General features: G+C 67.2%; 22 protein-coding genes and 1 tRNA gene. 7 read left to right on the forward strand and 16 right to left on the reverse strand.

Translation table 11 applies throughout. The features are described from left to right. Positions 1-110: 110 nt before the first annotated feature. The 3 genes from KB879_RS24850 to KB879_RS24860 form a co-directional block, all read right to left on the reverse strand. On the reverse strand, positions 111-797 hold the full coding sequence (locus tag KB879_RS24850; RefSeq protein WP_013957388.1) for a lactate utilization protein C: 687 nt from the start codon (positions 795-797) through the stop codon (positions 111-113). Between the two features lie 108 nt (positions 798-905). After that, a complete protein-coding gene (gene pncB / locus KB879_RS24855; RefSeq protein ID WP_013957389.1) occupies positions 906-2,084 on the reverse strand; it encodes a nicotinate phosphoribosyltransferase in 1,179 nt (392 codons plus the stop codon). Between the two features lie 75 nt (positions 2,085-2,159). Next, positions 2,160-2,732, reverse strand: a complete 573-nt coding sequence (locus KB879_RS24860; RefSeq protein ID WP_013957390.1) for a hypothetical protein — start codon at positions 2,730-2,732, stop codon at positions 2,160-2,162. Positions 2,733-3,047: 315 nt separating this feature from the next. Between KB879_RS24860 and fdxA the strand changes: the two genes are divergently transcribed. The 3 genes from fdxA to KB879_RS24875 all read left to right on the forward strand — a co-directional run bounded on the left by fdxA (position 3,048) and on the right by KB879_RS24875 (position 4,878). Then, on the forward strand, positions 3,048-3,371 hold the full coding sequence (gene fdxA, locus KB879_RS24865; protein WP_010814656.1) for a ferredoxin FdxA: 324 nt from the start codon (positions 3,048-3,050) through the stop codon (positions 3,369-3,371). A 77-nt stretch (positions 3,372-3,448) separates the two neighbouring features. Further along, positions 3,449-4,558: an NAD(P)/FAD-dependent oxidoreductase gene (locus KB879_RS24870; RefSeq protein WP_013957391.1), complete on the forward strand. Its 1,110-nt coding sequence runs from the start codon at positions 3,449-3,451 to the stop codon at positions 4,556-4,558. Between the two features lie 244 nt (positions 4,559-4,802). After that, positions 4,803-4,878: transfer RNA gene (locus tag KB879_RS24875), tRNA-Asn, on the forward strand. A 105-nt stretch (positions 4,879-4,983) separates the two neighbouring features. Here the strand turns inward: KB879_RS24875 and KB879_RS24880 are convergent. From KB879_RS24880 to KB879_RS24910, 7 genes are all read right to left on the reverse strand, one after another. Continuing rightward, a complete protein-coding gene (locus KB879_RS24880) occupies positions 4,984-5,751 on the reverse strand; it encodes an IclR family transcriptional regulator (RefSeq protein WP_211979966.1) in 768 nt (255 codons plus the stop codon). Between the two features lie 69 nt (positions 5,752-5,820). Next, a complete protein-coding gene (locus KB879_RS24885; RefSeq protein ID WP_013957393.1) occupies positions 5,821-6,984 on the reverse strand; it encodes a CaiB/BaiF CoA-transferase family protein in 1,164 nt (387 codons plus the stop codon). A 12-nt stretch (positions 6,985-6,996) separates the two neighbouring features. After that, positions 6,997-8,163, reverse strand: coding sequence for an acyl-CoA dehydrogenase family protein (locus tag KB879_RS24890; RefSeq protein ID WP_211979967.1), 1,167 nt, complete (start codon positions 8,161-8,163; stop codon positions 6,997-6,999). A 59-nt stretch (positions 8,164-8,222) separates the two neighbouring features. Then, positions 8,223-9,200, reverse strand: coding sequence for a tripartite tricarboxylate transporter substrate binding protein (locus KB879_RS24895; protein ID WP_013957395.1), 978 nt, complete (start codon positions 9,198-9,200; stop codon positions 8,223-8,225). Positions 9,201-9,250: 50 nt separating this feature from the next. Next, entirely contained in the window at positions 9,251-9,640 is a 390-nt protein-coding gene (locus KB879_RS24900) for a cupin domain-containing protein (protein WP_013957396.1), read from the reverse strand. A 173-nt stretch (positions 9,641-9,813) separates the two neighbouring features. Next, positions 9,814-10,509 carry a two-component system response regulator KdpE gene (gene kdpE / locus KB879_RS24905; protein ID WP_211979968.1) on the reverse strand — a complete coding sequence of 232 codons (696 nt, stop codon included), beginning with the start codon at positions 10,507-10,509 and terminating at the stop codon, positions 9,814-9,816. 31 nt (positions 10,510-10,540) lie between these two features. Beyond that, positions 10,541-13,390 (reverse strand): sensor histidine kinase KdpD, encoded by a 2,850-nt coding sequence (locus tag KB879_RS24910; RefSeq protein ID WP_211979969.1) that lies wholly within the window; start codon positions 13,388-13,390, stop codon positions 10,541-10,543. 390 nt (positions 13,391-13,780) lie between these two features. On the opposite strand from KB879_RS24910, the gene rpsU reads away from it, so the two are divergent. From rpsU to KB879_RS24925, 3 genes are all read left to right on the forward strand, one after another. Continuing rightward, positions 13,781-13,993, forward strand: a complete 213-nt coding sequence (gene rpsU, locus KB879_RS24915) for a 30S ribosomal protein S21 (protein ID WP_010814647.1) — start codon at positions 13,781-13,783, stop codon at positions 13,991-13,993. A 202-nt stretch (positions 13,994-14,195) separates the two neighbouring features. Further along, positions 14,196-15,107 (forward strand): nodulation factor ABC transporter ATP-binding protein NodI, encoded by a 912-nt coding sequence (gene nodI, locus KB879_RS24920; protein ID WP_022535960.1) that lies wholly within the window; start codon positions 14,196-14,198, stop codon positions 15,105-15,107. Between the two features lie 14 nt (positions 15,108-15,121). Then, positions 15,122-15,985 (forward strand): ABC transporter permease, encoded by an 864-nt coding sequence (locus KB879_RS24925; RefSeq protein ID WP_013957400.1) that lies wholly within the window; start codon positions 15,122-15,124, stop codon positions 15,983-15,985. A gap of 63 nt (positions 15,986-16,048) precedes the next feature. Here KB879_RS24925 and KB879_RS40450 read toward each other — a convergent pair whose 3' ends face one another. After that, positions 16,049-16,282, reverse strand: coding sequence for an SMR family transporter (locus KB879_RS40450; protein ID WP_371827374.1), 234 nt, complete (start codon positions 16,280-16,282; stop codon positions 16,049-16,051). Here KB879_RS40450 and KB879_RS24935 point away from each other — a divergent pair. Beyond that, positions 16,186-16,494, forward strand: coding sequence for a hypothetical protein (locus KB879_RS24935; protein ID WP_167540173.1), 309 nt, complete (start codon positions 16,186-16,188; stop codon positions 16,492-16,494). The two genes, KB879_RS40450 and KB879_RS24935, sit on opposite strands and share 97 nt — an antisense overlap. A gap of 4 nt (positions 16,495-16,498) precedes the next feature. Here KB879_RS24935 and KB879_RS24940 read toward each other — a convergent pair whose 3' ends face one another. From KB879_RS24940 to folC, 5 genes are all read right to left on the reverse strand, one after another. Next, the gene (locus KB879_RS24940; protein ID WP_013957402.1) at positions 16,499-17,704 is read right to left on the reverse strand and encodes an O-succinylhomoserine sulfhydrylase; all 1,206 of its coding nucleotides are present in this window, start codon (positions 17,702-17,704) and stop codon (positions 16,499-16,501) included. Between the two features lie 340 nt (positions 17,705-18,044). Beyond that, positions 18,045-19,574, reverse strand: a complete 1,530-nt coding sequence (gene purF, locus KB879_RS24945; RefSeq protein ID WP_013957403.1) for an amidophosphoribosyltransferase — start codon at positions 19,572-19,574, stop codon at positions 18,045-18,047. A gap of 103 nt (positions 19,575-19,677) precedes the next feature. Next, on the reverse strand, positions 19,678-20,175 hold the full coding sequence (locus KB879_RS24950; RefSeq protein WP_013957404.1) for a CvpA family protein: 498 nt from the start codon (positions 20,173-20,175) through the stop codon (positions 19,678-19,680). Between the two features lie 42 nt (positions 20,176-20,217). Beyond that, positions 20,218-20,946: an SPOR domain-containing protein gene (locus tag KB879_RS24955; protein WP_013957405.1), complete on the reverse strand. Its 729-nt coding sequence runs from the start codon at positions 20,944-20,946 to the stop codon at positions 20,218-20,220. Positions 20,947-21,054: 108 nt separating this feature from the next. Next, positions 21,055-22,365 carry a bifunctional tetrahydrofolate synthase/dihydrofolate synthase gene (folC, locus tag KB879_RS24960; protein WP_211979970.1) on the reverse strand — a complete coding sequence of 437 codons (1,311 nt, stop codon included), beginning with the start codon at positions 22,363-22,365 and terminating at the stop codon, positions 21,055-21,057. Positions 22,366-22,437 lie beyond the last annotated feature (72 nt).

The following is a 22,437-nucleotide window of genomic DNA, read 5'->3' on the forward strand; positions in this document are numbered from 1 at the left end:
GCACGAAGCCGCGGCACGCAGGCAAGCGTGCAAGTGTAATTCATGCACCTCTTGCGCAGGCCTTGCTGCATCAGCGGCGCATCGCATTCCGTGCGGCGCAAGCCGCGGCTTCAGGCCTCGTCGACCAGGATCACATGCACGCGGTATGGGCCATGGGCGCCGAGCACGATGGTCTGCTCGATATCGCCCGTGCGGGAAGGCCCGCTGATGATATTGGTGGCGCGCGGCAGTTCGCCGCGCTCGCTGCGCACCAGCGCAAAGGCGTCTTCCAGGCCGGCGACAATGCGCGAGCGCGGCACCACCGCCACGTGGGTCTCGGGCAGCAGCGCGGCCGAGGCAAAGGTGGCCGGGCCCGACAGCAGCATCAGCGAGCCGGTCTCGGCAATCGCGCAGAAGCAGCCGGTAATGCCGACCAGGTCGCCATGATCGTGGTCGGCCTCGACCTCGCGCACCGGCGGGCGGCATTCCACCGCCAGCCCCGCGGCCTGCCACGGCAGCGGGCCCAGCGCGTCCCACGCCACGGCACGGTGGACCAGGTTCAGGCTGTCGAGGAAGCGCGCGGTGGCGGCGGGCACCTCGTCCATCGTCGCCACGCGGTCCACGGTCGAGGCCATGCGCTGCGCCTGGGCCAGGAAGGCCTCGGCCAGGTCGGCCGCCACCGCCGGGCGCGGGCCCTGCGGGTGGCGCGACAGGTAGTCGGCCACGGCCTCGCGCTCACCCGCGCTCGGCCGGGTCGGCCTGCCCTGGGCAGCACGGATGCGGGCAAAGATGCGGTCGCGGGCGTCGTTGGTTTCCATAAGGACTGGCTGGGGGTCGCAAAGCGCGGCGAACGCGCGATGCGCCGATTATAGTGGCGCCCGCCGCGTGCAAAGCATGCGATGGCGGGCGCAAGGTGTTGAATTTTGCTACGCCGCGGGCTGAACCGAGTACACCTGGCGCAGGTAGGACAGGTAGCCGGGATCGTCGCACATGGTCTTTTCCGGCGTGTCCGACAGCTTGGCCACCGGCTGCCCGTTGCAGCGCACCATCTTGATCACGATCTGCAGCGGGGTATAGCCGAGGTCGTTGGTCAGGTTGGTGCCGACGCCAAAGGCCAGCCGGCAGCGGCCATGGAAGCGCTCGTACAGTTCGATCACGCGCGGGATATCGAGACTGTCGCTGAAGATCAGCGTCTTGGTGCGCGGGTCGACGCGGTTGGCGGCATAGTGGGCGACCATGCGCTCGCCCCACAGCATCGGGTCGCCGGAATCATGGCGCACGCCGTCGAAGAGCTTGCAGAAATACAGGTCGAAGTCGCGCAGGAAGGCATCGAAGCCGTAGGTATCCGACAGCGCGATGCCCAGGTCGCCGCGGTACTCGCGCGCCCAGCGCTCCAGCGCGTACACCTGCGAATCGCGCAGCCGTGGGCCCAGGGCCTGGCAGGCCTGCAGGTATTCATGCGCCATCGTGCCCAGCGGCACCATATTGTGCAGGCGGGCAAAGTGGACGTTGCTGGTGCCGGCCAGCTGCGGTCCCAGCAGGCGCCGCATGGTCAGCAGCACTTCTTCCTGCCATTCGCGCGAAAAGCGCCGGCGCGTGCCGTAGTCGGCGATCACGCAATCGGCCAACTCGGGCGTCTTCAGCAAGGCCAGCTTGTGGTCCAGCCGGCGGCGGCCTTCGGCCAGGTCGGGCCTGGGCTGGGTGCGGCGGAAATAGACCTCGTTGACGATGGCCAGGACCGGCACTTCGAACAGGATGGTATGCAGCCACGGGCCGATGATCGAGATCTCGATCTCGCCGTTGCCCTGCGGGGACGGCCGCACCGAGACATATTTCTCGTTCAGGTGGAACAGGCCGAGGAAGTCGACGAAATCGCTCTTGATAAAGCGCAGGCCGCGCAGGTAGGCGAGCTCGTCGTCGGTGAAGCGCAGTTGGCACAGGTGTGCCAGCTCGGTGCGGATCTCATCGATATAGGGCGTCAGGTCGACGCCCGCGTTGCGGCACTTGAAGCGGTATTCCACTTGCGCCTGCGGGAACTGATGCAGCACCACCTGCATCATCGTGAATTTGTACAGGTCGGTGTCGAGCAGGGACGGGATGATCATAGCGGGCCAGACGGCGATGCCGGGTCAGTACATCATGCTAACCGAAGTCTGGCCGCGCCCGGCCACTCTTGCCGCTCAACCACCATCGAGAAAGGGCTGTGGCTGCCGCGGCGCCTCCCTGCCCTTTACCTTGCCCTGCAGGCACCACAGCTGGCGGCCGTCTGTGCCAGGGCACGACACCAGCGTGGCGGCGGCGCGCGGCACCCGCTGCGGCAGCGGCTCGGCAAAGGCGCCGTCGCCGGCCATGATGCGCTCGGTGTAGACCTGCGCCCCGGCGCGCTCGAAGCGCAGCACCTGCACCCGGTCGCCCGGCTGCGGCTGCAGCTGCGGCCCGCACGGCATCAGGCCGGCCCGGCCGCAATGGGCGATGGCGTCGCCCGCGGGCGAATCGGTCACGCTGAAGTGGTCCCAGTCGAACCCGGTCAGCGCCGGCAGCGCGACCGGCGCGTCAGTGCGCGCGCGCCACGCCACCAGGCGCGATACCACGCTGTCGGCCATGCCCGGCGACTGGACCAGGGTCTGGGCGGCAACGGACCCGATGGGCGCCAGAAATGCCGTCAGCAGCACAGCAATGGGCGCGAAGGTCCGGCACATCGCGGCACTGCGCCGCAGGCTGGCATGGCTGGCAAGGCAAAGCTGGCGTGGCATACGGGTCTCCCGGCACGGATGCAAGTGACTGCTGGCGGCCTTCATCATGCCCGCTGGCGGGCCGACATGCCAGCAGGCCGCCATGCGTTAAATCAAAACCACATAAAGAAATAAGAAAACTATCTGATCCGACTATATAGACCCGCTATTCTTGCCAGAAGCCTCGGCTACAATATCGCTTTCCGAAAGGCCTCGGCCGGCGCTCGTCCAGCCCATGCTGCCATGCGGCACCATGCGGTAGAAGCGGCGCGTCCGCCGGCAAGAAGCGGCCCCACAGTTTCCCATTAAAAGCCGACCTGTTTTCTTGGAACCGAAATGACTCACGTTGTCACCGAATCCTGCATCCGTTGCCGCTACACAGACTGCGTTGACGTGTGTCCGGTCGATTGTTTCCGCGAAGGCCCCAACTTCCTGGCTATCGACCCGGATGAGTGCATCGACTGCGCCGTGTGCGTGGCCGAATGCCCGGTGAACGCCATTTACGCCGAGGAAGACGTGCCGGGCGACCAGCAGCAGTTCATCGACCTGAACGCAGAACTGGCCCGCAACTGGCCCTCCATCACCAAGACCAAGGCCCCGCTGGCCGAGGCCGAGGAATGGAAGGACGCCACTGACAAGCTGCAATACCTGCAGCGCTGACAGAACAAGAAAGCCGTCCCCACGCGCTTTCCGCAATACCGGGCACAAGCGGCCCACGCAAACGTATCAGGACGAATATGGACTTGAGCATTCCAAATCCCGTCGCCGACACGACCAAGCAGGTCGACGGCGGCAGCCCGGCAGGCGGCCAGCCACAGGAAATCGATGCGCTGATCGTCGGTGCCGGCCCGGTGGGCCTATTCCAGGTCTTTGAACTGGGCCTGCTCGAAATCAAGGCACATGTCATCGATTCCCTGAAGGTGGTCGGCGGCCAGTGCGTGGAACTCTATCCGGACAAGCCCATCTACGACATCCCGGCCGTGCCCATCTGCACCGGCCAGGAACTGACCGACAACCTGCTCAAGCAGATCGAGCCGTTCGAGCCCACCTTCCACCTGGGCCAGGAAGTCGCCGTCGTTGAGCGCCGCGAAGACGGCCGCTTCTTCGTCGAGACCTCGCTCGGAACCCGCTTCATCACCAAGACCATCTTCATCGCTGCCGGCGTGGGTTCGTTCCAGCCGCGCACACTGAAGGTCGAGGGCCTCGACAAGTTCGACGGCAAGCAGCTGTTCTACCGCGTCAAGGACCCGAGCCGCTTCCATGGCCGCAACCTGGTGATCGTCGGCGGCGGTGATTCGGCGCTGGACTGGACGCTGGACCTGGTCGGCAAGGCCGAGTCGGTGGTGATGATCCACCGCCGCGACGGCTTCCGCGCCGCGCCCGCCTCGGTCGCCAAGATGAAGGAACTGTGCGAGCAGCTGGAAATGCAGTTCGTGGTCGGCCAGATCGGCGGCTATGAAGAGAAGGACGGCGTGCTCACCGAGATCAAGGTGACCGGCGCCGACGGCGTGACCCGCCGCATGCCGGTGGATGACCTGCTGGTGTTCTTCGGCCTGTCGCCCAAGCTGGGCCCGATCGCCGAGTGGGGCCTGGACCTGGAGCGCAAGCAGATCAAGGTGGACACCGAGAAATTCGAGACCAATATCCCGGGCATCTTCGCAGTGGGCGACATCAACACCTACCCCGGCAAGAAGAAGCTGATCCTGTCGGGCTTCCACGAGGCCGCGCTGGCCGCGTTCGGTGCCGCGCCGTATATCTTCCCCGAGAAGAAAATCCACATGCAGTACACCACCACCTCGCCGAAGCTGCACAAGATCCTCGGCGTGGATTCGCCGGTATTCGACTGAGCCGAGCGAGTGCCGCAGAAAAAAAACCGCCGCAAGGCGGTTTTTTTTCTGGCACAAAGCAAAAACCGTAGCTATAATGCGGCCTCGCTGTTCGACACGACGGCACGAAGCCAGCAGAGATGCCCTTCGCACCGTACGGCAGGCAGCAAGCCGGAAGCTTCCAGACACCTTCTGACAAGAACAAAATGTCGAAAAGGTGTTGACGAAGAAAAGAGAAACTGGCTATAATTTCTTTCTCAGCTGTTCCCCGATAGCTCAGTCGGTAGAGCGACGGACTGTTAATCCGCAGGTCCCTGGTTCGAGCCCAGGTCGGGGAGCCAACCGATACGGAAGCCCGGTGCAAACGCACCGGGCTTTTTCGTTTTGGGCTTCGGCGCAAAGCGTCACGGCAGACCGGCTGCCGCAACGCCCTCCTCTGTTCTACCTCATCCCTGCAGCGAAGCGCTGGCAACCTTCAGTGCCGCGACGATGGCCTCCGCATTAACCTCGACCCGATGCAGCGGTCCCGCCACCGACAGGCCATAGGTCACGCCACCCATCGTTACCGGCATGGCGATGGCCCCCAGGTCCGGGAACGACTCACCGAAATTCGGATACCAACCCTGCTTCTGCCAGGCCTGCATCATCGCTTCCAGTTCCTGCGCCGAACCGATGGTGCGCGGCGTGCGCGCGGCGAACGACAGGCCTGAGAGCAGCTCGCCGCGCGCGCTGGCCGTCATTGCGCCCAGGATGGCGCGGCCGATCGAATTGACATGCGCGTCGCGCAGCTCGCCCGGCGCGGCGATATAGCGCACCGGATTGGCGGATTCGCGCGCCTCCAGGTACAGCACGCGCCCGTCGTCCTGCAGCTTGCCGAAGATCACGGCCTCGCCGGTGGTGTCGCGCAGCGATTCCAGCACCGGCTGCACGCGCTCCAGCAGCGGGTCGTTGCGCGCGATGCGCTGGGCGATATCGAGCAGCCGGCGCGTCGGGTAGTAGCCCTGGCGGCGTCCGGTCTCGTACAGGTAGCCCAGCGAGGCCAGCGTGCGGATCAGCCCCAGGCAGCTCGACATCGGCGCGCCCAGCAGCCTGGCCAGCTCGGTCAGCGTCAGCGAGCGCCCTTCGCGCGCATAGATCTCCATGATCTCGATCACGCGCAGCGCCGTCTTGACGCTGGCGTAGCCGGACTTCTCCGCTGCTTCGTTTTCTGCCATCGTAGGCTTCCTCGACTTCAGTATCTGTTGGCCGGGATTGTACGCGGCGGAGTCGACCGGCATGGCGCGTCAGCCGCCCTCCGCGCCGCCTGGCCCGGGCAACGCCTGCGGCCAGCTGCGGATATTGCCGGGCGTGCGCGAGAAGCGCGTCGGGATGCCGACCCCGCGCAGGCGCCCTTCGCTGGGATGGTCGTATTCGAACATCATGCCGGTGGCGCGCAGGTGCGGATCGTCGGCCAGGCTGTCGAAATGCGGCACTTCGCTGTGCGGGATATCGGCGTCGCGCAGCAGGTCCAGCCATTCGGCCGTGGTGCGCTGCGCGACGATTTCGGCCAGCGTGGCGTAGAGCGCGTCGATATTGGCGCTGCGCGCCGCCGGGGTGGCATAGCGCCGATCGTGCGCCAGTTCCGCATGGCCTGACACATCGAAAAAACGCAGCCATTGGGCGCTGGTATAGGGCAGCAGCGCAACATGGCCGTCGCGCGTGCGATAGGGCTTGCGGTGCGCCGACATTACGCGCGGATAGCCGGCCGGCCCGAGCGGCGGGATGAAGGTCTGCCCGGCCAATTGCTCGGTGGCGAGGAAGGACACCAGCGTCTCGAACATCGGCACCTCGATGGCCTGGCCCTGGCCGGAGCGCTCGCGCTCGTACAGCGCCATCGGGATCGCGTAAGCGACGGTCAGCCCGGCCACCTTGTCGGCCAGGATAGTATTGACGTACTGCGGACCGTCGTTTGAATTGGCACCCTGGAATTGCGCCATGCCGCTGCGCGCCTGGATGATGTCGTCGAATGCCGGCGCGCCCGCGTAGGGACCCTCCTCCGAATAGCCGTAGGCGCCGCAGTAGATCAGCCGCGGATGGTCCGCGCGCAGCGACGCATAGTCCAGCCCAAGCTTGCGCAGCGACTGCGGCCGCACGTTGGAGACAAAGACATCGGCCGTGGCGATCAGGGCTTTCAGCGCGGCGAGGTCGTCGGGCTGCTTCACGTCCAGCACCACGAACTGCTTGTTGCGGTTCAGGTTCAGGAAGCTGGCGCCCATGGCTGCGTGCCGCGCCGGCTCGGCATGGCGGAACACATCGCCGGCGGGCGGCTCGACCTTGATGACTTCGGCGCCCATGTCGCCGAGGATCTGCGTGGCATACGGCCCCATCGCGACCGAGGTCATGTCAATCACGCGGATGCCGGCCAGCGGCCCGGTGGCCGCGCTCGCCTGCGCTTGCTCTGCTTGCATCGTCGCTCCCGCTCAGTACGACTTGGGCAAACCCAGCACGCGCTCGGCGATAAAGCACATGATCAGCTGCGGGCTGACCGGCGCGATGCGCGGGATATAGGACTCGCGCAGCAGCCGCTCGACGCGGTACTCGCGCGAGTAGCCCATGCCGCCCAGCGTCAGGATCGCAGTCTGGCACGCGTTATGGCCGGCCTCGGCGGCGAGGTACTTCGCCGTGTTGGCCTCGGCGCCGCAGGACTGGCCTGCGTCATAGCGCGCGGCGGCCTTGAGCATCATCAGGTTGGCCGATTCCAGCTGCATCCAGGCCTGCGCCAGCGGATGCTGCACACCTTGGTTCATGCCGATGGGGCGGCCGAACACCACGCGCTCCTTGGCGTACTGCGTGGCGATGGCCAGCGCCGCGCGGCCCAGGCCGATGGCCTCGGCGGCGATCAGGATGCGCTCCGGGTTCAGGCCGTGCAGGATGTATTCGAAGCCCCTGCCCTCTTCGCCAATGCGGTCTTCCTCCGGGATGAACAGGTCATCGATAAACAGCATGTTGGTATCGACGGCGGCGCGGCCCATCTTGTCGATCTCGCGGATCTCGATCTTGCTGCGGTCGACTTTGGTGTAGAACAGCGACAGCCCTTCGGTCGACTTCTTCACCGACTCCAGCGGCGTGGTGCGCGCCAGCAGCAGCATGCGGTCGGCCACCTGCGCGGTCGAGATCCAGATCTTGCGCCCGCTCACCGAATAGCCACCCGGCACCTTGCGCGCAAACGTCTTGAGCTTGGTGGTGTCCAGCCCCGCGTCGGGCTCGGTCACGCCGAAGCAGGCCTTCTCCTGGCCGGCGATCAGCGGCGGCAGGAAGCGGCTCTTCTGTTCGTCAGTACCGAACACCACCACCGGGTTCAGGCCGAACACGTTCATATGCACCGCCGAGGCGCCGGTCATGCCCGCGCCCGACTGCGAGATGGTCTGCATCACCAGCGCCGCTTCCAGGATGCCCAGGCCCGCGCCGCCGAACGCCTCGGGCATCGCCACGCCCAGCCAGCCGCCTTCGCACAGCGTCTTGTAGAACTCGTGCGGATAGGTGCCGGACTTGTCCAGGCGGTCCCAGTACTCCATGTCGAACTGCGTGCAGACCTGCTGCACGGCCTCGACGATGGATGCCTGTTCTTCGGAGAGGTCGAAATTCATAGCGTTACCTGCCTGATGTCGTTGTCTTGTTCGTTGCCTGATGGTTGCCTGAAGAACGCCTATTCCGGCTGGATGCCTGCGTCCTTCACCAGCCGCGACCACTTCTGCAGCTCGGCCACGACAAACTGGCTGAGCTCGGCCGGCGTGCTGCCGAACGGCTCGAAGCCCAGCGCGTGGAACTGCGGCGCATGCTGCTTGCTGGTGGCAATGGCAACCAGCTCACGGTTGAGCCGCTGCACCACCGGCGCCGGCACCCCGGCCGGCGCGAACACGCCGTTCCATGAGGTCACGTCGAAACCCTTCAGCTCCGGCACGCTCGCCAGCGGCGGCAGGTCGGGCAGCAGCGCGCTGCGCTGCGCGGTGGTCACCGCCAGCGCACGCAGCTTGCCGGCGCGCACGTTGGCGATGCCCGCGGCAAAGTCGACGAACATCGCCTGCACCTGGCCGCCCATGACATCAGTCATCGCCGGCGGCGTGCTCTTGTATGGCACGTGCAGCATGTTCAGCCCGGCCATCTTCGACAGCGTGGCGCCCGAGACGATGCCGGTGCTGTTGCCGCTGGCATAGCTCAGGCCCGGATGCGCCTTGGCATAGTCGATGAACTCACGCAGCGTCTTCACCGGCAGCGCCGGGTTGACCACCAGCATGAACGGCAGGTTGCCCATGCGCGAGACCGGCGTGAAATCCTTGACCGGGTCATAGCGCAGCTGCTTCATCAGCGACGGGTTGGCCGAATGCGTGGTGTTGGTGGTCATGAACAGCGTGTAGCCATCGGCCGGGGCCTTGGCCACGAACTCGGCGGCAATGGTGCCGTTGGCGCCGGGCTTGTTGTCCACCACCACCGGCTGCTGCAGCGCCTCGCCCAGGTACTTGGCGGTCAGGCGGGCCACGGCATCGGTGCCGCTGCCGGCAGCGAACGGCACCACCAGGCGCAGCGGCCTGGACGGGAATTCATCGGCCGACAGCGCCGGGGTGGCAGCCAGCGCCGCGGTGCACCCAAGCACCAGGCTGGCAAAGGCGTTCCTGAAGGACTTCACGGTGGTTGTCTCCTGTCGTTGTTAAATCCCTTGCCGTGACCAGCCGCGTCTTATGCGGGCCGTATCACGCGCTCGGGGGACTCCTCGTATGGCGGGGAATAGATGACCAGAATTTTGGCCGGCTCGTCGCTGACCACGGTGAACACATGCATCTGGTCCGGCGGGAAGAAGCAGCAGTCGCCCGGGCCCAGTTCCTTGCGCTGGCCGCCGACCTCGGCCACGGCGCGGCCTTCCAGCACGTAGCAGACCTGCTCGATGCCGGGATGCGCATGCGGCAGCGCGCCCTTGCCCTTCTCGATGGTGCCGTGGATCACTTCCAGGTGCCGCGAGCCCACGGTCTCGGGCCCGATCAGCCGGCGGTTGAGGGTGCCGACATGGTTGGCGGGGTGGTAACCCTCGACGTCGTCGGTCGAGATGAAATAGACGGGTTGGTCCTGCATGTGGTGCTCCTGCCTTAATTCATATTTATGAATAAGAGTTTATCCCGTTGAATTTATTCGTCAAACGATTTCGATGTCGTTGCGGGTTTACCGGGAGTGGACGCGCGCCGGGCGAGCGCCAGCCTCACGCGGCGCGTGATCGGCAAAAATGCGTTTTGGGAGTGACCCGGTGGTCAGCCGGCGAAGCGGTAGCCCACCCCGATCTCGGTCAGCAGGTAGGCAGGCTGGGCCGGGTCGGCTTCCAGCTTGTGCCGCAGGTGCCCCATGTAGACGCGCAGGTACTGGCTGCTGTCGGCATGCGACGGCCCCCACACCTCGCGCAGCAGTTCGCGGTGGGTCATGACCTTGCCGCGATGCGCCAGCAGCACCGCCAGCAGCCGGAACTCGATCGGCGTCAGGTGCACCGGCTCCCCCGCACGCGTGACCTGGCGGTTGGCCAGGTCCACGGCGATCTCGCCGAAGGCCACCTGCGCCCGCCCCTGCGCGCCGGCACGCACATGGCGGCGCAGCAGCACGCGCAGGCGCGCCACCAGCTCGCCCACGCCGAAGGGCTTGGTCAGGTAGTCATCGGCGCCGGCGTCGAGCGCGCGGATCTTCTCAGACTCGCCGGTGCGCGCCGACAACACCAGCACCGGCATTTCGGTCCAGGTGCGCAGGTCGCCGATCATCGATACGCCGTCGCCATCGGGCAGCCCCAGGTCCAGGATCACCAGGTCCGGCTGGCGCGTGCCGGCCTCGATCAGCCCGCGCTGCAGCGACTCGGCCTCGTGCACGGTGCAGCCCTCGTCCTGCAGCGCCGCGCGCACGAAGCGGCGGATATGGGGCTCGTCTTCCACCAGCAGCACCGTGGGCGAGAACTCGAATGGCATGACGCGTCGGATCCTTGAAAGATTGTCGGGTTCAGGCCGGCAAGCCGGCCGCTTCCGGTTCCAGCACCGGAGGGTTGCCGCGCGGCAGCGTGACCACGAAGCGCGCGCCGGTGCCTTGGCCCTGCACCCGCGCATGCACCGGCTCGACGCGGATGCTGCCGCCATGCGCCTGCACGATGGCCTCGCACACGGCCAGCCCCAGGCCCACCCCGGTGGTGGCGGACTCGCGCTCGCCGCGGGTGAATTTCTCGAACACCTGCCGCGCCATCGCCGCCGGCACGCCGGGGCCGTCGTCCTCGACGACCAGCTGCACGGCGTCATCGGAGACCTCGCCGCGCACGCGGATCTCGGTACCCGGCGCGGTGTACTTGGCCGCATTCTCCAGCAGGTTGCACAGCACGCGCTCCATCAGCACGCCATCGCATTCCACCAGCGGCAGCGCCGACAGGTCGGCCACCACCACGCGGTGCCGCGCCAGCGCATCGCGCAGCGACGCCAGCGCCGCGCCGGCCAGCTCTTCGAACGACTGCCATTCCTTGCGCAGCGCCACACTGCGGCTTTGCAGCCGCGCCATGTCGAGCAGGTTGGCCACCATGGCGTGCATGCGGCGCGCCTGGTCGCGCATGGCGCCGACGGTCTCGGCCACCTCCGGCGCCAGCGGCGGCGTGCCGCGCTGCAGGGTCTCGGCCATGCCGATCAGGCTGGTCAGCGGCGTGCGCAGGTCGTGCGACACCGCGGCCAGCAGCGAGCTGCGCAGGCGCTCGGACTCCATCGTCAGCAGCGCCTGCTGCGCCACCTCGACATAGTGCAGCCGCTCGATCGCAATCGCGATCAGCGTGGCAAAGACATCGACCTGGCGCCGCAGCGCGGGCTGCGCAAACGCGCGCCAGGCGCGCGGCTCCACCGCCAGCACGCCGCGCACCTGCATCGGCGCCTTCAGCGGCAGGTACAGCACCGTGCCGGAGGGCAGCGTGTCGGTGCCGGTGCCGGCCGGCTGGCCGTGGTTGAAGACCCATTGCGCGAGCACGTGGTCGACGGCATCGCTCTGTGCCGCGCCGCCGGCCTCGGCGTCCGTGGCCGCGGGCAGCAGCCGGCCGTCCGCGCCGACCAGGAAAAACGCCGCACGCGCATCGAACGCCGCGCGCAGGAAGCGGCTGCCGATGCCGACGATGTGCGCGTCGGTCAGCGCCGCCGACAGCTCGCGCGCCAGCTCGTACAGCGTGCGCGCATCGGTCTCGCGCTGCACCGATACCTGGGCCTGCTCGCGCAGGCCGGCCGTCAGCTGGCCGATCACCAGCCCGACTGCCAGCATCACCAGGAAGGTCACCAGGTATTGCACGTCGCTGACCGCAAACGACAGCTGTGGCGGCACGAAGAAGAAATCAAACGCCCCCACCGCCACCAGCGAGGCGAACGCGCCCGCGGCGCGTCCGTGGCGCAGCGCCACGCCGGCCACCGCCAGCAGGAACAGCATGGCAATATTGACCAGGTCGAACCACGGCCGCGCCAGCGCCGACAGCGCGGTGGCGCCGGCGCACCAGGCCACCGCCCACAGCAGGCCCGGCCACTGCGCAGGCCGGGCTTGTTCCCGCGGCAGCTCGGTGCCGGGCAGCATGCGCGCATCACCGGGGGTGTCCTGCCGGACGCTGTCGGCCGCCACGCGGATCACGTCGATCTCGGGACACGCCGCAGCCAGCGCATCGGCAAAACTGGTGCGCCCGAACAGCCACGCGCGCGCGCCCAGCCACGGCGCCAGCGCGCGCGCCAGCAGCGCCTGCACGCGGCCGGGCAACGAAGTCCCGCCATCGGTCCAGCGCGCCGGCGTCCGGCCGATCAAAACCTTGGTCAGGTTATGCCGCCGCACATAGCCGGCCACCGCCGCCACCATGTCGCTGCCGGCCAGCGTTTCGGTACGCCCGCCCAGCGCCTCGGCCAGCCGCATGGCTTCGTCGAGCTGCTCGCGCTGGGCGTCGGGCACGGGTGCCAGGCGCGGTACTGACACCGTCACCACATGGCAGTCGCAATCGAGCTGCCCGGCCAGCCGGTGCGCGCAGCGCACCACCTGTGCGGCATCGCTGCCGTGGCCGATGCAGGCCAGCACCGCTTCACGCGTGCGCCAGACCGGCTCGATCGAGGCTTCCTGCCGGTAGGCGCGCACGTCGTCGTCGACGCGGTCGGCAGTGCGGCGCAGCGCCAGCTCGCGCAGCGCTATCAGGTTGCCCTTACGGAAGAAATTCTGCACCGCATGGCGGGCCTGCTCGGGCACGTACACGCGCCCTTCGCGCAGGCGGCGCAGCAGTTCGTCGGCGGGCAGGTCGACCAGCACCACCTCGCCGGCATCGTCGAAGACCGCGTCGGGCACGGTCTCGCGCACGCGGATGCCAGTGATGCTGGCCACCGCCTCGTTCAGGCTGTCCAGGTGCTGGACGTTGACCGTGGTCCAGACATCGATGCCGGCCGACAGCAGCTCGGCGATGTCCTGCCAGCGCTTGGGGTGGCGGCTGCCGGGCGCGTTGCTGTGCGCCAGCTCATCCACCAGGATCAGTGCAGGCCGGCGTGCCAGGGCGGCGTCGAGATCGAATTCCTGCAGCGTGCGGCCGCGATAGTCGACGCGGTGCAGCGGCACGCGCTCGATGCCTTCAGCCAGCGCCTCGGTCTCGGCGCGGCCATGGGTTTCGACCACGCCCACCACCAAGTCGCCGCCCTGCTCGCGCTGCGCGCGCGCCGCGGCCAGCATGGCGAAGGTCTTGCCGACGCCGGCCGAAGCGCCGAAATAGATGCGCAGGCGCCCGCGCGCGGCGCGTTCGCCGACGGCCTGCATGCGCTGCAGCAGGTGGTCGGGGTCGGGGCGAAGGTCGTCGGGTTGGCGCGGCTCAGGCATGGTGGGCACTCTTGCCTCGCAGCGGCGGGAGCGCAGCCAGATTGTGCCACGCAGGCGGCGGCATAAAGTGCGCCAAAATAGACTAACGGCGAATTCCGACGCTGCGCCCCGCGCGCGCATTGCACTACATTCTTGACAGTGCCGTCGTATACATGCCATAGTTACGGGCGTATAGCATTCATGGAAACCGGTACTGTCAGGCTCCAGTTGTATAGGACCTGGCGCTATCACCCCTGACACTGGTTGCACGGACTGAAACGTCCACATCTTTCAGGTTCGCGGGGGCGCACCTGGGCATTAGCCCGGCGTGCAATACCAGTCGCTCCGGCGACCGCAGTTTCCCCCCGTGTGAACCAGCCGCTCCTTGCGGCAATCCCCTAAAGGACTGAATTGACTAAGATCGTCTTGAAACCCGGTGAGCCCGTTGAAGTTGCGATGCGGCGTTTCCGTCGCGCCATTCTGCAGACTGGCCTGATCGTTGAACTCAAGAGCCGCACCGCTTACGAGAAGCCGACGACCGAGCGCAAGCGCAAGAAGAAGGCCGCCGAAGCACGTCTGCGCAAGCGCCTGCGCATGCAGATGCTGCCGAAGAAGATGTACTGATCCAGTACGCTTCGCCGCCCGGCACCGCCGGGCAAGAAAAACCGCCAGTTCGCTGGCGGTTTTTTTATGCCCGCGCGCCAGGCCGGCCCCGCTGCGCTTTGCGGCCGCGGCTTTTTTGCTGCACTGCGCCACCTGAGCGTTGCGCCGATGACCGGCATAATGGCGGATATTGCGCCCGTGCGGCGCCACACCGGACCCTGCCTTGACTGCCATCCTAGAGTTGCGCAAGGTGCGCAAGCAATACGGCGACACGGTCGTGGTCGACGACCTCGATCTCCAGGTATTTCGCGGCCAGTGCTTCGGCCTGCTGGGCCCCAACGGCGCCGGCAAGACCACCACGCTGCGCCTGCTGCTGGGCCTGACCACGCCCATGGCCGGCACGCTCACGCTGTGCGGCGAACCCATCCCCGAGCGCGCGCCGCAGGCGCGCATGCGCGTGGGCGTGGTGCCGCAGTTCGACAACCTCGACCCGGATTTTTCGGTGATCGAGAACCTGCGCATCTTCGGGCGCTACTTCGGGCTGTCGTCGGCCGAGATCGAGCGGCGCGTGCCGATGCTGCTGGAATTCGCCCGGCTGGAGAACCGCGCCGATGCCCAGGTGCGCGACCTCTCCGGCGGCATGCGCCGGCGCCTGACCGTCGCACGCGCGCTGATCAACGACCCTGACCTGCTGGTGATGGACGAGCCCACCACCGGCTTGGACCCGCAGGCGCGCCACTTGATCTGGGAGCGCCTGAAGTCGCTGATGGCCAGCGGCAAGACCATCCTGCTGACCACGCACTTCATGGAAGAGGCCGAACGGCTGTGCAACTACCTGTGCGTGATCGACGGCGGGCGCAAGATTGCCGAAGGCAAGCCGCACGAGCTGATCGACAGCCAGATCGGCTGCGACGTGGTCGAGGTCTATGGCGATGAACTGGACACGCTGCGCGGCAGCCTGACGCCGCTGGCGCAACGTACTGAAATGAGCGGCGAGACGCTGTTCTGCTATGTGCGCGAGCCCGCCCCGCTGCTGGCGGCGCTGCACGGCAGGAGCGGCGTGCGCTACCTGCACCGCCCGGCCAACCTGGAGGACGTGTTCCTCAAGCTGACCGGCCGCGAGATGCGGGACTGAACCGAGGGACTGACATGAGCGAACAGGATCCCCGCGCGGATACCACCACTGCCCCCGCGGCCGCTGGCGGCCACGCTGCCGCGGCACCGCGCCAGCGCTATCCGCAGCCGCTGCTGCCGCGCAACCTGCGCAACTGGATGATGGTCTGGTACCGCAACTATATGGTATGGAAGAAGCTGGCCATCCCGTCGATGATCGGCAACCTCGCAGACCCCATGATCTACCTGTTCGGCCTCGGCCTCGGGCTGGGGCTGATGGTGGGCCAGGTAAACGGCGTGTCGTATATCGCCTTCCTGGCCGCCGGCACCACCGCGTCCAGCGTGATGATGTCGGCCAGCTTCGAGTCGATGTATTCCGCGTTCTCGCGCATGCACGTGCAGCGCACCTGGGAGGCGATCATGCATGCCCCGCTGACGTTGGGCGACGTGGTGCTGGGCGAGATCGCCTGGGCCGCCAGCAAGGCGGTGCTGTCCGGGCTGGCCATCATGCTGGTGGCGGGCGCGCTCGGCTATGCGCAGATGCCCGGCGCGCTGCTGGCGCTGCCGGTGATCGTGCTGGCCGGCATTGCCTTTGCCGCGCTGGCGATGATCGTCACCGCGCTGGCGCCCAGCTACGACTTCTTCATGTTCTACCAGACCCTGGTGATGACGCCGATGCTGCTGCTGTCCGGCGTGTTTTTCCCGCTGGAACAGTTGCCCGAAGGCGTGCAGGCAGCCACCAAGGTACTGCCGCTGGCGCATGCAGTGGCGCTGATCCGGCCGCTGATGCTGGGCCGTCCGTCGGAGGATGTCGGCCTGCACCTGGCAGTGCTGGGCGCCTATGCAGTGGTGGCGCTGGTGGTGTGCCTCGTGCTGCTGCGGCGCCGGCTGCTGCGCTAAGACTGCCGCATGCCGGGCTTCAGGCGCTGCCCGCCAGCTTGAGCCCGGCAATTCCGCACACGATCAGGCCGATGCAGGCCAGCCGCGCCTCGGTGGAAGAGTATGATGCCGAGGATCGCGGTGCCGCGTAAAACCTTCGGTGTACTTCAGCCCGATCGCCCACACCACCTCGAACAGCCCTGCCAGGGCCAGCAGTGTCCATGCCATTTCGATTTCTCGGATTGCGTCGTAACGTGCGCAACGATAGCGGAGATTCCGCCCCCTTGCAGCGCGCCATCCTGGCGCTGGCGGCCGCATGCGCCACGACGTCGCTGGCCGGTTGCATGGTGATGGCGGTGGGCAGTGCCGCGGTGTCGACGGTGGCTACCGTCGGATCAGCCGCCGTCAGCGTGGCGACGACCGCGGTCAGCACCACCTACGACGTCACGGCCGCAGGTGTGAAGGCCGTGGCCGGCAGCGACGAACCCGCGCCGCCCCCGCCGCCACAACCAGCACAGCCGGCGCAGTAAGCCCTCAGTCGCCCAGGCCGCGCAGCAGGTCGGCCTTCAGGTCCCCGACCGACTCCAGCCCCACCGCCAGGCGGATCAGCCCTTCGCCCACGCCCGCGGCCGCCTTGGCCTCGGGGCTCACGCGCGCGTGCGTGGTGGTGTACGGGTGCGTGATGGTGGTGCGGGTGTCGCCCAGGTTTCCGGTGATCGAGCACAGCCGGGTGTTGTCGATCACGCGCCAGGCATTGGCGCGCTGCTGCTCGGGCGTGGCGCCCTTCAGCTCGAACGACACGATCGCGCCGCCGCCGCTTTGCTGGCGCATGGCGATCTCGTGCTGCGGGTGCGACTTCAGCGCGGGGTGGAACACACGCGCCACCGCCGGGTGCGATTCCAGGAACTGCGCCAGCGCCAGCGCGCTGGCCGAATGGCGTTCCATGCGGATCGCCAGCGTCTCCATGCCCTTGAGCAGCACCCATGCGTTGAAGGCCGACAGCGTCGGGCCGGCGGTGCGAACGAACGGGAACACCTTGCCCATGATGAAGTCGTGCGTGCCCAGCACCGCGCCGCCCAGCACGCGGCCCTGGCCGTCGATATGCTTGGTGGCCGAATGCACCACGATGTCGGCACCGAACTTCATCGGCTGCTGCAGCGCCGGCGAACAGAAGCAGTTGTCGACCACCAGCAGGGCGTTCGCGTTGTGCGCGATGTCGGCCACGGCGGCAATGTCGGCCACTTCGGTCAGCGGGTTCGAGGGCGTTTCCAGGAAGAACAGTTTCGTGTTCGGGCGCACCGCGGCACGCCACGCGTTCAGGTCACTCGGGTCGACGAAGGTGGTCTCGACGCCGAACTTCGAGAAGATATTGCCGAACAGCGTCATGGTCGAGCCGAAGATCGCGCGCGAGCTGACCAGGTGGTCACCCGCCTGCATCGACGACAGCACCACCGACAGGATCGCGCTCATGCCCGAGGCGGTCGCCATGCAGGCCTGCGCGCCTTCCAGCGCGGCCAGGCGCGACTGGAACATCGACACCGTGGGGTTGGTGAAGCGCGAGTAGGTGAAGCCCTCTTCCGAGTTGGCGAAGCGTTCGGCGGCCTCGGCCGCGCTGTTGAAGCAGAAGCTCGAGGTCAGGTAGATGGCCTCGGAGTGCTCCATGAATTCGCTGCGCAGCGTGCCGGCGCGCACGCCGAGGGTGTCGATGCCGAGCGATTCGGGGTTGAGCGGTTCGTTCATGCTGGTGGGGCGCGGTCGTACCCGCGCGAATGCGATGGTTTCGACGAGCCGGCGCCGGCCAGGTGGACAGGCGCGCGGCCATGAAAAAAGCCCGTGCGATCGGGTGGTCGGATCGACGGGCTTGCTGTTCTGCGAATGGCCTTCGGCTTCAGGCTGTGGCGGCCGGCTTCCGGAAATCGCTGCGCCGCGAAGGCACTGCGCATCGGGAATCGTTGCTGACCGCCATCTCTTTAGCTGTTTCGGGCTGGACCCGCGTCCGCAAGCTGACTATCAAATCGACGCCCGGCCATGTTACGGCCGGGCTCCGCATTCGTCAACGCGCGGACAGCGGCGGCACGGCTTACTCGTTGCCGCCGGAGCGCTGCAGGTGCAGTTGCGAGCGCTCGGTGTCGCCATTGGTGCCGTCGCGGTCGGCCTGGCTGCGCGCCGTTTCCAGGCGGTTCAGGTAGGCCTCGTCGATATCGCCGGTGATGTAGCGGCCATCGAAGCATGAAGCATCGAAGTCCTTCAGCGCCGGGTTGATGTCGCGCACGGCCTGCTTCATCGCTTCCACGTCCTGGTACACCAGCTTGTCCGCGCCGATGATCTTCGCGATCTCTTCGTGGGTGCGGTTATGGGCCACCAGCTCGCTGCGGGTCGGCATGTCGATGCCGTACACGTTGGGGTACTTCACCGGCGGCGCGGCCGAGGCGAAGATCACCTTGTTGGCGCCGGCGTCGCGCGCCATCTGCACGATCTCGAACGAGGTGGTGCCGCGCACGATCGAGTCATCGACGATCAGCACGTTCTTGCCCTTGAACTCCACACCCATGGCGTTGAGCTTCTGGCGCACCGACTTCTTGCGCACCGCCTGGCCGGGCATGATGAAGGTGCGGCCGACGTAGCGGTTCTTGAAGAAGCCTTCGCGGTAGTTCACGCCCAGGCGGTTGGCCACCTGCATCGCGGCCGGACGGCTGGAATCGGGAATCGGCATGACCACGTCGATGTCGCCGGCCGACACTTCCTGGCGAATCTTCTCGGCCAGGTAGTCGCCCATGCGCAGGCGCGCGTCATAGACCGGCACGCCGTCGATGCACGAATCCGGGCGGGCCAGGTAGACGTACTCGAAAATGCACGGCGTCAGCACCGCGTTCTCGGCGCACAGCTTGGTATAGAGCTTGCCGTCCAGGTCGATGAAGATGGCCTCGCCCGGCGCCACGTCGCGCTCGAGCTTGTAGCCGATGCCTTCCAGCGCCACGGACTCGGATGCCACCATCCATTCCTTGCCGGTCGGGGTCTCGACGCTGCCCAGGCACAGCGGGCGGATGCCGAACGGGTCGCGCACGGCCAGCATGCCGTAGCCGGCGATCTGCGCGGCGATGGCGTACGAACCGCGCACGCGGCGGTGCAGGCCACTGACCGCCGTGAAGATGGTGTCCGGGTCCAGCGCCATGCCGTTGCTGGCGCGCTGCAGCTCGTCGGCCAGCACGTTCAGCAGCACTTCGGTGTCCGAATGCGTGTTGATGTGGCGGCGGTCGCGGCGGAACATCTCCTCGCGCAGCTGCTCCCAGTTGGTCAGGTTGCCGTTATGCGCCAGGATCACGCCATAGGGCGCGTTCACGTAGAACGGCTGCGCTTCTTCCTCGCTGGATGCCGAGCCGGCGGTCGGATAGCGCACCTGGCCGATACCGGCGGCGCCAGGCAGGCTGCGCATGTTGCGCGTGCGGAAGACATCGCGCACCAGGCCGTTGGCCTTGTGCATGTGGAAAGTACTGCCGTTGGCGGTGGCGATGCCGGCAGCATCCTGTCCGCGATGTTGCAACAACAGCAGGCTGTCGTAAATCAATTGGTTGACAGGCGTGGCTGAAACCACACCGACGATACCGCACATTGCCAAGCTCCCAGGAAAGGCTTTGAATCAGGGGGCGCAGCCTGGTCCGGAAATCCCCCGGACCAAAGGCCTGCGTACTACCGACCGGGCACCATGCCCGGCTTCATGTCTTGACGTACTTCGCCAGCTCCGGCGGCAGCCATGGCTTCACCGATTCCATGGCCTGCATCACATAAGGGCGGCTCACCGCGTCGCGCCAGAACGGTTCTTCCGGCAATTTCGTCAAGCTGGCCAGCGTGACCATCACCATCACCAGCAGCACGCCGCGCAGCAGGCCGAACACCAGTCCCAGCCCGCGGTCGGCGGGCTTGAGCCCGGTGCTCTCCAGCAGCTGCCCGACCACCATGCCGGCCAGCGAGGCGCCCAGCACGGTGCCGATCAGCAGCACCACGAAGCCCAGCGCATGGCGCGCCAGCTCGCCGCCAGGCATCGATTCAGGCATCCAGCCCGCGGCCACCGCGCCATAGCGGAACGCCACCCAGAACGCCACCACCCAGCCGATCAGCGAGAGCACCTCGCGCACCAGGCCGCGCAGCACGCCGAGCACGCCCGAGGCCAGCAGGATGAAGACCACGGCATAGTCGAAGAAAGTCGGCTGCATCGTTGCTTGCGGCCGGGCACAGGCGCCGGCCGTGCTTGCCCCTTACTGTTCCACGACCTTCGAGGTCAGCCCCACCGCGCGCACGCGCTTGTCGGCGGCGTCGGCGGCGTCACGGTCGCTGAAGGGGCCGGCACGCAGCAGGATGCGCTCGCCATCGGCCAGCATTTTCTTTTCGACATAGGCCGGGACCTTGCTCGCCTTGAGCTTGGCCAGCCAGCCCTTGGCGCGCTCTTCGGAAGAAAAGGCGCCGATCAGGATCAGGTACTTGCCGCTGCCCGGCAGCTTGGCTTCGGGCTTGGCTTCAGCCCGTTGCGCGGGCTTGTCCGCGGCGGCTGCGGCGGTGGCCGCAGGCTTGGGCGCGCTGACGATTTCCTCGCCGGCGTCCAGCGCCTCGGCATCATTGCGCGCCGCCGGCGTAGGCGGCAGCGGGTCGGCCTTGCGCGGCTCGACGCGGGGCTTCTGCGCCCCCTGCGCGCCCGTGACCCCGTTTGCGACCTTTACCGAGACGTCCTCGGACACCGGCCGCGGCTTGGTCTCGAACACGATCGGCAGCACGATCACGGCGGCCACCATCAGCACCACGGCGCCGATCAGGCGGCGGCGCGCGCGCTGCTTCTGCGGAAATTCGGGGTCGAGCGTATCGTCGGCATAGTCATCGGCCAGACGGCGCGACGAGGCAATGCCTGCACCCGTGTCGGTGCGCTGGCGCCGCGCACGCTCGGGTGCCGGGTCGTTGCCCTTGCGGGAAGAAAACAGCGAAAGCAGGCCCATAGATTGGTTCGGTGATACGGCCTTGTGGGGCCGCTCGTTGCGTTTGCCGCTCATTGATCGGCCAAGGCCGCCGGGGTTGCCAGGTCAGCGGGCGCCGGGGCGCCTGCTTCAGTTAGCCTGCGTGGCACGATAGGCCATCACGCCGGCGACGGTATAGAACGATCCGAAGACCAGAATTCTATCATTCTCGGTGGCTCGCTCGATGGCATCGCGGAATGCCGCCTCGGGGCTGGAAAAGCAGGCCGCGGTGGCGTCCGGCCCGGGGCGGAATCCGCCCGCCTCCAGCTTGGCCAGCAGGTCCGCGGCACTGGCGGCGCGCTCGGTCGGCAGGTCGCACAGGCACCAGTGGTCGACCTTGTCGGCCACGTGCTGCAGCACCCCGGCGATGTCCTTGTCCTGCATCGCGCCGAACACCGCATAGGTGTAGCGGAAGAACCCCATGTTCTCCAGGTTTTGCCCCAGCGTGGCCGCCGCATGCGGATTGTGCGCCACGTCCAGGATCACCGCCGGGCGCCCCGGCAGCACCTGGAAGCGTCCCGGCAGTTCGACAAAGGCCAGCCCGTTGCGCACTTCCTGTGCGCTGACCGGCAGGCGCGGGCGCATGGCCTGCAGCGCGGCCAGCGCCGCCGCCGCGTTGAGCAGCTGGTTGGCCCCGCGCAGCGCCGGGTAGCCCAGGCCGTTAAGCTTGCGCCCGCCGCCGCTCCAGTCCCATTGCTGGCGCTCCTGGCCCTTGGCGGCGTGGAAATGGTAATCGCGCCCCACCAGCCACAACTCGGCGCCGACCGCTTCGGCGTGCGCCACCAGCGACTTGGGCGGCATCGGGTCGCCACAGATCGCGGGCACGCCCGGGCGGAAGATGCCGGCCTTCTCGAAGCCGATTTCCTCGCGCGTATGGCCCAGGTACTGGGTATGGTCGATATCGACGCTGGTGACGATGGCGCAGTCGGTATCGATTACGTTGACCGCGTCCAGCCGCCCGCCCAGGCCTACTTCCAGGATGATCGCGTCCAGCCCGGCCGCGGCGAAGGCATGGATGATCGCCAGCGTGGTGAACTCGAAGTACGTCAGGCTGACCGGGTCGGCAAAGCTGTTGCGTGCGCGCTCGACCGCCTCGAAATGCGGCAGCAGCTGCGCATCGGTGGCGATCTCGCCATTGATGCGGGCGCGCTCGTTGAACGAGATCAGGTGCGGCGAGGTATGGCAGCCCACCTTGTAGCCGGCCTCCAGCAGGATGCGCTCTAGCATCGCGCAGGTAGAGCCCTTGCCGTTGGTGCCGCCCACCGTGAACACCACAGCGTCGATGCGCAGCCCGAGGGCCTCCTTCACGCGCGTGATGCGCGCCAGGCCCATGTCGATGCCCACGGGATGGGCGGTTTCGAGATGGGCAAGCCATTCGGGGAGCGTATGGAAGACAGGCATGTGGGGTGCGAGGAAAAGCTGTTGCTACCAGATTTGGCCAGCCAGCGGCAAAGTCAAGGCCGGGCTTGCGCC

It is taken from the genome of Cupriavidus sp. KK10, assembly GCF_018223725.1.
Taxonomy (GTDB): domain Bacteria; phylum Pseudomonadota; class Gammaproteobacteria; order Burkholderiales; family Burkholderiaceae; genus Cupriavidus; species Cupriavidus necator.